This window comes from Mesorhizobium monacense (assembly GCF_056781675.1).
Genome location: NZ_CM165567.1, coordinates 6375509 through 6387311 on the forward strand (window position 1 = coordinate 6375509; position 11803 = coordinate 6387311).

Annotated in this window: 10 protein-coding genes; 7 read left to right on the forward strand and 3 right to left on the reverse strand. The window is 60.1% G+C overall.

Translation table 11 applies throughout. From position 1 onward, the window contains the following. The 6 genes from AC1RUK_RS30495 to AC1RUK_RS30520 all read left to right on the forward strand — a co-directional run bounded on the left by AC1RUK_RS30495 (position 1) and on the right by AC1RUK_RS30520 (position 6196). A complete protein-coding gene (locus AC1RUK_RS30495; RefSeq protein WP_481837651.1) occupies positions 1-810 on the forward strand; it encodes an HpcH/HpaI aldolase family protein in 810 nt (269 codons plus the stop codon). After that, positions 810-1778 carry a hydroxyacid dehydrogenase gene (locus AC1RUK_RS30500; protein ID WP_481837650.1) on the forward strand — a complete coding sequence of 323 codons (969 nt, stop codon included), beginning with the start codon at positions 810-812 and terminating at the stop codon, positions 1776-1778. The genes AC1RUK_RS30495 and AC1RUK_RS30500 overlap by 1 nt, the downstream gene beginning before the upstream one ends. A gap of 225 nt (positions 1779-2003) precedes the next feature. Continuing rightward, entirely contained in the window at positions 2004-3080 is a 1077-nt protein-coding gene (locus AC1RUK_RS30505; RefSeq protein ID WP_481837649.1) for an ABC transporter substrate-binding protein, read from the forward strand. A 58-nt stretch (positions 3081-3138) separates the two neighbouring features. Further along, positions 3139-3954, forward strand: coding sequence for an ATP-binding cassette domain-containing protein (locus tag AC1RUK_RS30510; protein ID WP_481837648.1), 816 nt, complete (start codon positions 3139-3141; stop codon positions 3952-3954). A 35-nt stretch (positions 3955-3989) separates the two neighbouring features. Further along, on the forward strand, positions 3990-5189 hold the full coding sequence (locus tag AC1RUK_RS30515) for a sugar ABC transporter permease (RefSeq protein ID WP_481840160.1): 1200 nt from the start codon (positions 3990-3992) through the stop codon (positions 5187-5189). Between the two features lie 107 nt (positions 5190-5296). Further along, positions 5297-6196, forward strand: a complete 900-nt coding sequence (locus tag AC1RUK_RS30520; RefSeq protein WP_481837646.1) for a MurR/RpiR family transcriptional regulator — start codon at positions 5297-5299, stop codon at positions 6194-6196. A gap of 156 nt (positions 6197-6352) precedes the next feature. Here AC1RUK_RS30520 and AC1RUK_RS30525 read toward each other — a convergent pair whose 3' ends face one another. Beyond that, the gene (locus tag AC1RUK_RS30525; RefSeq protein ID WP_481837645.1) at positions 6353-7897 is read right to left on the reverse strand and encodes a winged helix-turn-helix domain-containing protein; all 1545 of its coding nucleotides are present in this window, start codon (positions 7895-7897) and stop codon (positions 6353-6355) included. Between the two features lie 186 nt (positions 7898-8083). On the opposite strand from AC1RUK_RS30525, the gene AC1RUK_RS30530 reads away from it, so the two are divergent. Next, entirely contained in the window at positions 8084-8785 is a 702-nt protein-coding gene (locus AC1RUK_RS30530) for an alpha/beta hydrolase (protein WP_481837644.1), read from the forward strand. A gap of 6 nt (positions 8786-8791) precedes the next feature. Here the strand turns inward: AC1RUK_RS30530 and AC1RUK_RS30535 are convergent, their stop codons facing one another. Then, complete coding sequence (locus AC1RUK_RS30535; protein WP_481837643.1) at positions 8792-9619, reverse strand: type IV toxin-antitoxin system AbiEi family antitoxin domain-containing protein; 828 nt, start codon at positions 9617-9619, stop codon at positions 8792-8794. A 1457-nt stretch (positions 9620-11076) separates the two neighbouring features. Continuing rightward, complete coding sequence (locus tag AC1RUK_RS30540; RefSeq protein ID WP_481837642.1) at positions 11077-11796, reverse strand: hypothetical protein; 720 nt, start codon at positions 11794-11796, stop codon at positions 11077-11079. Positions 11797-11803 lie beyond the last annotated feature (7 nt).

The following is an 11803-nucleotide window of genomic DNA, read 5'->3' on the forward strand; positions in this document are numbered from 1 at the left end:
ATGATAAAGAATAAGCTGAAGCAGATTTGGGCCGAGGGTCGACCGACAATCAACGGTTGGCTTTCGATCGGCAATGCCTTCACAGCCGAGATCATGGCGGCGCAAGGCTATGACTCTGTTTCGATCGATATCCAGCACGGCGCTTTGGACTATTCCACGGTGCTGCCGATGTTTCAGGCAATGCGGGCTTCCGGGGTCGTACCCATGGCTCGTGTTCCCTGGCTCGAACCCGGTATCATCATGAAAGCGCTGGATGCGGGCGCATATGGCATTATCTGCCCGATGGTAAACACTGGCTCGCAAGCTGCGGAGTTCGTCAGCTACTTGCGTTATCCGCCGTCAGGGCAGCGCAGCTTCGGGCCAACCAGGGTCAGCTTTGCAGCCGGCTCCAATTACGCCGGTGAAGCCAATGACGAAATCCTGGCTTTTGCAATGGTCGAAACCAAGCAGGCGATGGACAACCTCGACGAGATCGCCGCTACACCCGGTCTGGACGGGATCTATGTCGGGCCCGCGGATCTGACGCTCAGCCTGACGCAGGGTAGGCTGTCACCCGGCTTCGATCGCGAAGAGCCTGAGATGATCGACGCCCTGCACCAGATCGTGGCGGCCTGCAAAGCCAACGCCATCAAAGCAGCCCTGCACTGCGGCACAGCCGACTACGCAGCCCGCGCCATCGAATGGGGGTTCAACATGACCACCGTCGCGGGGGACTCTCGCCTCCTGGCCGCAGCCGCGGCGGCAAGCGTTGGTCGGTTTCGGGAATTGACGGGTCGGGTCGCAACCGCCGGAGAGAAGGGGGCCTACTGATGCCGCACATCCTCGTTGCCGGGAAACTGCATCCCTCCGGCGTAGCTCTCCTGAACAGCCTGCCCGATGTCACGTTCGACTATGTCGAAGAAGTGTCCGAGCAGTCATATGCACCTCTGATTGGCAAGGCCGACGCACTTGTCCTTCGGACTCAACCTCTGTCTGCCGAGACTGTTGCGAAAGCCGATCGCCTGAGGGTCGTCTCCCGGCATGGGGTTGGATATGACGCCGTGCATTTGCCGTCGTTGAACGAACGCGGCATCGCGCTCACGATTGTTGGAGATGTGAATTCAGTCTCTGTCGCTGAACACGCCATGATGCTGATCCTTGCCGCATCCAAACGTGCGCTTCGTGCCGATCGCTCGGTACGGCAACCCAATGAGTGGGGATGGCGCAACAATTTGGAGGCGGAGGAGATCTCGGGCAAGCATCTCCTCATTGTCGGGTTTGGCCGAATTGGGCGCCATCTGGCGCGCATGGCTTCCGGCTTTGGCATTGAGGTCAGGGCCTTCGACCCATACTTGCAAGAGCAAGGTTGGCCCGAAGGTCCGGTCCGCGCGGCAGACACGCTGCGTGATGGTTTGTCGTGGGCCGATGTCATTTCGATCAACATACCGAAGGCCGATCAACCTCTGATAGGCCGTGCAGAATTTGCTGTCATGAAGCGCGGTGCCATCCTCGTGAATACGGCCAGGGGTGGCATTGTCGAAGAGCAAGCTCTCGTTGATGCTTTGCGGTCTGGCCAGGTCGGCGCCGCAGGCCTTGACGTCTTCGACCGTGAGCCACCGGCCGAAGGCGACTCATTGGTCAATCTGGATCAGGTCATCCTCTCACCTCACATCGCCGGACTTACAAAAGAATGCGGGGAGCGCATGGCCGTGGCTTCCGTCCGAAACGTGATCGATTTCTTTTCGGGGAAGATCGATCCGGCTCTGGTCGTGAACCGCTCCGCAGGCAAGGCCGCTTGACGAGGTGGTTACGGTCCAACTTGGGCACCTCTATGCAATGCTTTTTGCGGTTTCATAGATCGGTCACGTATCGTTGCATTTTTCCTTTGACTCATCGTGTTTTGCAGAATACATAATTGTGCAATGAGCATTGCAAGCGTCATTGTTCAGGCCGGGGAGGAGAAGGCGAGGGGAGAGATCTCCAGCCCGCAGCTCCGGGTAACCATTGTTCCACGGGAGGTAAGAATGGAACGACTGATTTCTACCCTTTTCGCGTCAACCCTCATTTCCGCGGCCCTGATTGGCGGCGCCGCTGCTGCGGACAAGGCGAAAGTTTTCTTTCTCCTGCCCAACGAAACGACGATCCGCTTCGAGAGCCGTGATGCCCCGTTTTTCGTTGCGGCCATGAAGGAGAAAGCTCCGGACGTTGAAGTCGTCGTCGCGAACGCCCAGGGTGACCCGTCCAAGCAGCAGTCTCAGGTCGAGGACGCCATTGCCCAGGGGGCGAAGGTCATCCTCCTCACTTCCGCTGACGCCAATCTTGCCGCCGGCGAACTCGCGGCGGCGGCCAAGGCGAATGTGCCGGTCGTGCTCTACGATCACGATGCCGTCGGCGGGAAGGCCGAGGCTCACGTGGTGTTTGACTCGCTTGCCGTTGGCCGGGAGCAGGGCAAGCGCGCCGCCGAACTGATCAAGGCTATGTCGAAAACCCCGGTAAAAGTCGCCCGAGTGAAGGGCAACCAGGGGGAATATGGCACCAAGCAGTATGAAGCGGGCCAGGATGAATTCCTGAAGCCGCTGATCGATTCCGGCAAGGTACAGGTCGTCTGTGAGCAGTACACGCAGAACTGGGATCCGACGATCGCTCAAAGCTTCGCCGAAGACTGCCTCACCAAGAATGGCGGCGACGTCGATGTGTTCATCGGCATGAACGACGGCACGACCGGCGGCTCGGTTGCGGCCCTGATTTCCCAGGGCTTCAAGCCAGGCGACAAGCTGGTGACCGGCGGTCAGGATGCAACCGTCGAAGCACTGCGCTACGTCGCGCAGGGCTGGCAGGACAACTCAGTCCTCAAGGACCTCAAGGTTCAGGCGAACTATGCGGCTGATGTGGTGGCATCGATTGTGGCAGGCAAAGGCGTTCCGAAGGACCTGATCAACGGCAAGGTCAACAACACCTTCATGGACGTGCCCGCCGTATTCCTTCCGGTCTCCAACATCACCAAGGACAACCTCGGCGACGTGGTGAAGGCCGGCGTTTGGACCTGGGCGGAAATCTGCAAGGGCATTGAAACGACGGATACCTGCAAGAAGAACATGTAGAGCCACCAAGGGGGGCCACCGAGGATGGCCCCCCACCAAGCCTGGGGAGGAGAAAACAATGACCGCACCAGCAGATGCGCCTTCCATGCGTAACGCGACGGCCACGAACTCGTCCGTGCCGCTCATTTCCCTCCGCAACATCCAGAAGTCGTTTGGGTCAGTGCACGCGCTACGCGGCGCATCCGTGGACGTTCACGCCGGCGAGATTGTTGCCCTTGTCGGTGACAATGGAGCCGGCAAGTCGACGCTCGTCAAAGTCATGGCAGGCGTTCACGCCGCTGACTCCGGCGAATACGAGATCGAAGGCAGGCCGGCGCTCGTTCGCACCCCGTCGGATGCCACCAAGAATGGCATTGCCACCGTCTACCAGGATCTCGCTTTGTGCAACAATCTGGACGCGGTGCAGAACCTGTTTTTGGGACGGGAGCTTACCGGCTCGCGCCTGTTTGGTAGCCGCATAAGACGAGCGGAGTGCGAAGTGCGGGCACGCGAGGTTATGTCCCGGATGCGGCTCAGCAATCTCTCGCTAACCCGCCCCGTCGGAGCGATGTCGGGAGGACAGCGCCAGAACATCGCAATCGCCCGATCCGTCCTGTGGAAGCCCAAGGTGGTGATTTTGGACGAGCCCACGGCGGCTCTGAGCCACTCGGCCGCGCAGCAGGTCGCGGACCTTATACGCAGCCTGGCTGATGACGGGCTTGGTGTCGTCGTTGTCAGCCATGACATCCATCACTTCGTAGTCAACTCGACAGACAGAATCGAGGTTATGCGCCTTGGCGCGAACGCGGCCAGTTTCCGGTCCAAGGACGTGACCGGAGAGACGGTCGTGAATGCGATGGTGGGCGGCAACGAAGGTGTGAATCTGGCCGGCTGATCCGCCGCCGAAAATTCACCTCAGGGAGGAAAGTCATGGTCTCGATCCCGGCAAGCGCGGCTCCGAAACGCCGCACCTTTGGCGAGTTGCTTGGAAGCGACCTTCGGGCGTTGCCAGTGATAATTGGACTTGTGGCGCTTTGGGTCTTCTTCGCTTTTCAAAGCGACGTGTTTCTCACGCCTCGCAATCTTTCGAACTTGCTGCTGCAGTCGACCGTCGTCGGCATCATGGCGCTCGGTCTGATGTTTGTGCTTCTGGTTCGCGAGATCGACCTCTCGATTGCGGCTATCCATGGCGTCACGGCAGTGATGAGCGCCAAAATGATTGTCGACTACGGTATCTCCCCGTGGCTTGCCCTTCCGCTGTCGGTCTTGCTTGGTGCTGTAATCGGCTCGGGCTCAGCCCGCTGGGTGAACTGGATCGGTGTGCCTTCATTCGTGGTTACGCTAGGGCTCGGCCTCGCCTTGAACGGGATCCAGCTGCTTTTATTGCCTGCCACCGCACGGTTCGGGCTCATGGGTACGGGTGTCGAATTGATCGCACAGACGACGATCGAAGGAATTTACGCCTGGCTCGCCTGGGCGGTCGGCCTCGTGGTGCTGGCGCTTCTCATTCTTTCCAGCGTCCGGCGCAGGCGTAGAGTCGGCCTCGAAGTCTCCGTCTTCCATTCAGTCGCTATACCGTTGACTGTATCGGCACTCATTGGCGCGGCGGTGGTCGTCGTCCTCAATGCCAATCAGGGAATTCCGCTACCGGTGCTCATATTTGCCGTTCTGCTTGGGCTGGGAGGGTACATTCTCAACGAAACGCAGTTCGGCCTCTACCTCTACGCGATCGGCAACAATGCCGAGGCCGCTAGGCGCTCCGGCATCAAGGTCCCGCGCATCCGGGCCGCGGCGTTTGCCATCGCAGGCGGCGTCGCGGCTATTGCGGGCATCATTGCGTCCTCAAGAACCCTGGGTGTGGGTGTGTTTTCCGGCGGCGGAGTCGGCGGCGGCACGCTTCTACTGGAATCCATAGCTGCGGCGGTTATTGGCGGCGTCAGCCTGTTCGGCGGGCGCGGCGCCATCCATGCGGCCCTGCTTGGGGCATTGGTTATCGGAACCGTTCAAAACGGCCTCAATCTCATGGGCGTCAAGAACGAGGTCAGGCTCATCGTTACCGGGTTGCTCCTCGTCCTGGCTGTGTCGATCGACAAGATCATCGAGAAGCTGACCGGTCAGCAGGCCTATTGAACCATGGGAAATGGTCCGCACTGAAAGATGCGGATCATTTCGCCAACCCATTGGCAATTCCAACGAGTTCAGAGCACACTGCAACGAATTTTGCAGGAATCTTGATCATGAATGTTGCCGAACCGCCGAAGACCTACGAGGAACTCATTCGTCTCGTGCACGACCGTTACGAGGCCATGAGCAAGTCGTACCAGGCTATCTCGGTCTATCTCACGCAGAATCCGAACGATGTCGCGGTTCTCTCGGTCAGTGCGATAGCTGAACGCTGTGGAATCCACGCGTCGAGTTTTGTCCGGTTCGCGCAGTCACTCGGCTATGAGGGCTTCAAAGAGCTTCAGGGCTTGTTTCAAAAGCGCCTTTCCACTGCCGCGCCCGGCTTCGAGGCGAGAATGCGGGCTCTCGAAACGGAGCTGGGTACTCGTGAAGATCGAAGCGAACTTGGATTTCTGCGAGATCTGGTCGTGCGGGACATCGCATCGCTGCAGGATTTGCTGGCGGACGTTTCGGCTGACAAAATCGTCGAGGCCGTCGATCTGTTGCAGAAGAGTGAGACGGTCTACCTGATAGGACAGCTGCGCTCGGCCCCGGTTGTCGATCTGCTCCGCTACGTCCTGACGATGCTTGGCAAACGTTGCGTTTTGCTGGATCCCAGCGGCGGCCTCGCAACCTACATGGCGCGCACGATTACTCAGCGCGATCTGCTGTTTGCGGTATCCTTCCGGTTCTACGCAACGGAAGTCGTCAATGTGGTTGAACAGGTAGCTGCCGCGAAGGTGCCGATCATCGCCATCTCCGACAGCACCTTGTCGCCACTCGCGAAGTCAGCCTCGGTGCTTTTTGCCGTTCCGGAACACGAATACACCTTCTCACGCTCGCTGGCGGCGCCGATGTGCCTCGCACAAGCTCTCACGGTGGCATTGGCGAGCCGGCTCCAGCAGAGTCCGAACGGTCCCCGAATACCTACGGTCACCAGTCCCCAAGGGCGGCAGCAGCAGCCTGCCTCTTGAGTTTGGCTTCGACGCGAGACCGATCCCACCGCTGTTCGCATTTTGCGAACCGACATGTGCATAGCTTGCGCAAGGAGGTCGCGCCGCATTGGGGACATCCGTCCGCTCTCTAGCCCGGGCATCGAAAACGGATAGTCCGTTTACGGCCAATCGCGGCTATGCGGGCAGACCTGCCGTCTGCATGGCGTCGGTGACGTCATCAATGATATCGGGCGCAATGCCCACCGCGGCAGACCAGCGGCCGATGCTGAAATGCGGGTCGAGCGACAACAACCGCGCCGCAGCTGCCTTTGCTTCGTCGAACCGGCCGAGCCTGGCAAGCGGTGCCGCCAGCCATCCGTGTAGCATGCTGAAGCCCGGGTTCATCTCGACCGCCCTTCGGCCCGCTGTGACGGCCTGCTCGTGTCGGCCGGTGAGAAAATTGCCGAATCCGATGATGCCTTGCGGCACACAGCTCATGACGTCGAGGGGGTTCAGCCGTAACGCCTGCTCGCTCCAGTCGATCGCCCGGGCAGCATCGCCGCCATAGGCCACCGGCACGCAACCGAAGGCATAGACGAAGGCACAGGAGGCGCTGAGCGTCAAAGCTTGTGCAAACGCCTCGTCGGCGAGCCTGCGGTCATGCTCAACGATGCCGATAGTGAACCCGGCCAGAGCGAGCGCCATCGCATCGCCCGCGCCGTGCTCGATCGCCGCATGGGCGTGGCGGATCGATCTTTCCTGATTCTCCGGCTGCATGCCGCCACGCACGAACAGCGACTGATGCGCCCAGGCGGCAAAGCCATGGGCAAGGGCATAGGTCGGCTCGATGGCCAAAGCCTGGTCGAGCAGCGGCAACCCCTTGGCAGCACCTTGCGGCATGAAGGTGTAGACATCGGGCAGTGCACGAAGCAGGAGATCGTAGGCGTCGAGACTGTCAGGGCGCTGGCGCTTGACGCGTTCGATCTCGGCCCGGCGCAGATTGGGCTCTATTGCCGCGACCACGCTGATGGTGATCTCGTCCTGTAGCGCAAACACGTCGGTCAGCTCGCGGTCGTAGCGCTCGGCCCACAGATGGCTGCCGTCCTCCGCGTCGATGAGCTGCCCGGTGATGCGCACGCGGCTTCCCACTTTGCGCACGCTGCCTTCCAGCACATAGCGCACGCCGAGTTCGTGCCCGACCTGCTTCACGTCCACCGCGCGGCCCTTGTAGGTGAACGAGGAATTTCGCGCGATGACGAACAGCCACCTTATGCGCGACAGGCCGGTGATGATGTCCTCGACCATGCCGTCAGCGAAATAATCCTGCTCGGGATCGCCGCTCAGGTTCAAGAAGGCCAGCACGGCGATGGAGGGACGGGCGGGAATACCCAGGCCAGACTTCGGTTTTTCCACCGGTGCCGTCGCCTCGGCCTCCTCGCGCACAGTGCCGACGAAGCGAAGGCCCCGGCGCAGGATGGTGCGGATGAGGCGCTGCTCCTCACCGCTGTCGTGGAGCGCATTGCGGGCGGCGTTGATGCGGCTGGCAAGCGTGGCATCGGAAACGATGCGGCCCTGCCAGACCGCGTCGACCAGATCGTCCTTGCTGACCACCCGTTCGCGATTGCGGATCAGATATTGCAAGAGGTCGAACACCTGCGGCTCGACGGAGATCAGGTCGTTACCGCGGCGCAGTTCGCGCCGATCGCCGTCCAGTGCAAAATCCTCAAAAAAATACGGCAAAATCATTCGCTCCAGACTCCGCGGCAATAGGCCGACACTGTAGCCGCGTCGTGGACCCAAAATCAAAGCGGTCTCAAGGCAAAATCAAGAGGTCCTGAAGGCCGCCTCAAAGCGCGCCTCTCAGGCCTGCCGCATAGTCCTCCTGCGACAAACGCTTCAATCAACGCTTTGAAAAGGAGAACTCAAATGTCGAACACTGCAGCAAAGTCCGTCGTCCTCGTGCATGGCGGCTTCGTCGATGGCTCCGGCTGGGATGGGGTCTACCAAATCCTCAAGAAGGACGGCTATGACGTCACCATCGTCCAGAACCCGACGGCCTCGCTCGCCGATGACGTCGCCGTCACCAAGCGCGCCATCGCCGCCGCTCCGAGCAATGTCATCCTGGTCGGCCACTCCTATGGCGGCGTCGTGGTCTCGGAAGCCGGCACCGATCCGAAGGTGGCAGCCGTTGTCTATATTGCGGCCTTCGCGCCGGACGCCGGAGAGTCGGTTTCGAGCCTGATCGCCAACCCGCCGCCCGGAGCGTCGGTGCCGCCGATCCTGCCGCCCGTCGACGGCTTCCTGATGCTCGACAAGGCGAAGTTCGCCGCCTCGTTCGCCGCCGATGTCCGTCCCTCGCTCGCCGCCTTCATGGCGGACTCGCAGGTGCCGTGGGGTGTGGCGGCGCTCGAAGGCAAGGTCACCGCTCCAGCCTGGAAGGCGAAGCCCAGCTGGTATCTTGTCGCCACCGATGACCGGATGATCCCACCACCAGCGCAGCGCATGATGGCCGGCCGCGCCCAAGCGACGGTCGTTGAAGTGCCCGGCAGCCACGCAGTTTACGTCTCCGATCCCAAGGCAGTTGCCAACCTGATTGAGCAGGCCGCCGCCGGCGTCGGTAACAACTGACCGGCGTTACCCTCGATGGACTGCCTGGGCACCTGGCGGCGCCCAGGCTACCGTGTGTGCCAGTCGCAGAGGCCCCGAAACCAGACGGTTCGCTTCGGCGAACAGATCAGTCTCATCAACATTCACAAATAACCCCCAATCTGAGACATATCCGATGTCATGTTCGCTCCGTTCGGGGCGGCCGAAGATCGACTTGGCCGAAAGAGGGATGAAGCCGCGCAGCCTGCCCCGAGCTTCAGGTGTCAGGTAGTCCGGTGCGATCAGGTCAACCAAGAAGCCAAGGCGCTGGGACGTCGAAACAGATCCGTTCTTGATAGCGGTCTCGACGGCCTCGAAGGGCGAAACGCTTTCAACTGCGCGGGTGACGATCTGGGCGAGCTCCGTTGGCCCGCCACACAAGTCCGGGCGATCGATGCAGTCGACGAGAGTTTTTTTCGGGGTTGAAATCCGAAAGGTGCGCCCGAAAGAGGGCATGTCTTCCCAGCCGAAGAATTTGCGAGGGGCAAGCTTGACGTACCGGACCGGGTTGTCCTGAATCAGCCGCGGCGGGACCTGGCGGTCGGTCGCCACATGAGTGACGTTGGGTACTTGGGTAGTGAATCCATGACGGCTCGCAGCGGCCCACCATCCAACATAACCCTTCTCGACCGAGGCAGAGGCAAGGACATAGATGTCGAAGTCCTCGATTTTCTCAGCCCCCCATTCCGCAGGAAGCACGACGTAGTGACCGTTTGAAGCCCGCTGAAGCCAGCCTTTCTGAAGGAGCCGGCGAACAGCATTTCTGGCCTTCTTTTCATCACCGAGCAGTTGGGCCGCTTGACGGGTTGTGACCACGGAAGCCCGCCGTGCCGCAAGCGCCAAAACAAGCCTCGCTTCCTCGGGACCCAAGGAGCGCAGGTTAGTTTGTATGGTTTTATCGACGTGAGACATCGAGAATGATATACGTTTTAACCCGCTTGCGGTCAAGGTCTTGGGTTAAAACGTATACGAGTTTAAGCGTTCTACGTCAAAAACTCATTACATTCTAACCTCACTCGACCCGAGCTATCTCCACGCATTCTTGGATTTTAGTCGTCCCTAACTTAACGGCGTCAGATCTGCCGCGTTCTTCGGTAGGGCCAGACTGTCGCCGACATGGAGAGGCGTGGTGATATCATGACGATCACCCCTGAGGGCAGCAAGCGTTGCCTCTGGCCGAGTTCTTCGTTCGACCATCGCAAGGTTCTCGATCTTCCATCGGAGGATGCTCTACCGCCATTCAGTCTCCTAACCGATCTTCCGGTTATCGGACGAGCCGAACTGCGATCATCTTCCTAACGCTCAGGAATATCGAACTCATCAAGAACCTTTTGGGGAAAATCGCAGGATTCGTGAGAGCGTTCCAATGGTCCTGCGCGGCGATCACTCTGAGTGCGATAATGTTCCCAAAGTCGTTTTGAGATCGCCTCAGATTTCCGCAAATCACCGCGCATGCCCTCACCTTTTAACCCGCTGTCCTCCTCCTCAAGCCATCAGGGCATGTCAGGTGTCGAAGCTGCCGACGGCAGTCAGACACTCGGCTTGCCTGGCAGGTACATCGGCACAGCGTCGGGTTCGAGCTATCCGAAGGCATCCCAGGTAAAGGTCATTGACACATGCAGGCGGAACACGCGCGATCAGGAGATGACCAAGGGGGCTGATCGTGGCTGGAAAAATCGAATGGCTAACTGTATTTGCAAGGCTTATGTGGAATCGTGAAACTTTGTGGAGATCAAGGATGGATCCTGATTTCTCGAGGGCGGTACTGCCCCCATGTCCGCCCGAGGTCGCGGAAATCCTCAAAGGCCGAACTGAAGGTGTGAGAAACGGCAGGCACCTGTCGATTTCGGAACACAGAGAGCTGCTGAACGCCTTGAGGGAGGAGAACCCAGAACTTTTCCCGAATTCCCGCGAGTCCCACTTAGACCATGACGAATCGCCTTCACGACGGTGTCGTCGATGATTTAGCTCGCATTTACCTACATAAGTGGCAGCGAGCGCTGCAAAACAAGACCTCGCGTGAACATGACGGCAGACGACAAACCTTCGTCGCTCTGCAGGCTCTTCGCGCGGTTGCTGCACCGTTGGCTTGATCTCGGCAAAGCCAGACCGTGTGGTGCACGCCCTCGGCCGACGCGGGGACCGGCCCTGTCGCGTCAGCAACTCAAACCGGGATAGACGACGATAGCGAACGTGGCGCGTTGCAGACACCGGGGGAGGTTGTCATGTCTTGCAAGAAACCTTCGAAAAGCGGCGCGGGTTCCTGGTCAAGGTCACAGGCTGTTTGCGGCCTGCCGCAACACCTGTCGGGGATTGTCGGCAATGACATCGCCATGGCTGACGACGATCCGTTTGAGATTGGAGTCGTCGGCCCAGTTTCGAAACGCCATAGCCAAAGCCGCCTTGTCCTTGACGAACATCCATCTGGCCACATGCGGAATTTGCGGCCTCGCAACGCCGAACCCCAGCAACCGCGCCATGATCCGGGCACCGATGCCGTGAGGATGATGCACGTTTGCAAGCAGGTCGTTCAGAACGAGCGTTGTGCCGCCTTCCCGACGAACGAACAGCGCGCCTTCCTTGCCGGCGATGCCAGGCACCGTGCGCAACCCCACTGACGGGTCGTCCCAGACGTCTGTGGTGGCATCGACCTTGACTGCTTTCTCGACAGCTTCCTTTGCGCCGGGCGGACAGATCACTTTCGCTGTGGGATAGCGGGCCTTCCAGGATTTGATGTCGAGCCGATGTCCCGGCCCGGGAACGATCAGGAAGCTCGGCACACCAAGCGCTTCGATCTCCCGCATTTGCGGCTCGGCCAGCGCAATGACGCTCCAGATGGCAGTTCGCTGGCCGGATAGGCCAACGACGGTCATGCGCCGCGGAAAGTTGCCGAGCGGCATCTGGATCTCGCCCTCGACCGTCAGCAGCGCTTGATCCAACTGTTGCAGCGGGCCATGTGGCCCCACTTTCCACTCGCTGTTGAATCTCGGCATGCGGTAT

Excerpts from the sequence above, each read along its gene's own strand:
- AC1RUK_RS30530 (WP_481837644.1), top strand. The coding sequence starts at position 8,084 with ATGTCGAACACTGCAGCAAAGTCCGTCGTCCTCGTGCATGGCGGCTTC.
- AC1RUK_RS30505 (WP_481837649.1), top strand. The coding sequence starts at position 2,004 with ATGGAACGACTGATTTCTACCCTTTTCGCGTCAACCCTCATTTCCGCG.
- AC1RUK_RS30510 (WP_481837648.1), top strand. The coding sequence starts at position 3,139 with ATGACCGCACCAGCAGATGCGCCTTCCATGCGTAACGCGACGGCCACG.
- AC1RUK_RS30500 (WP_481837650.1), top strand. The coding sequence starts at position 810 with ATGCCGCACATCCTCGTTGCCGGGAAACTGCATCCCTCCGGCGTAGCT.
- AC1RUK_RS30515 (WP_481840160.1), top strand. The coding sequence starts at position 3,990 with ATGGTCTCGATCCCGGCAAGCGCGGCTCCGAAACGCCGCACCTTTGGC.
- AC1RUK_RS30520 (WP_481837646.1), top strand. The coding sequence starts at position 5,297 with ATGAATGTTGCCGAACCGCCGAAGACCTACGAGGAACTCATTCGTCTC.
- AC1RUK_RS30540 (WP_481837642.1), bottom strand. The coding sequence starts at position 11,796 with ATGCCGAGATTCAACAGCGAGTGGAAAGTGGGGCCACATGGCCCGCTG.
- AC1RUK_RS30495 (WP_481837651.1), top strand. The coding sequence starts at position 1 with ATGATAAAGAATAAGCTGAAGCAGATTTGGGCCGAGGGTCGACCGACA.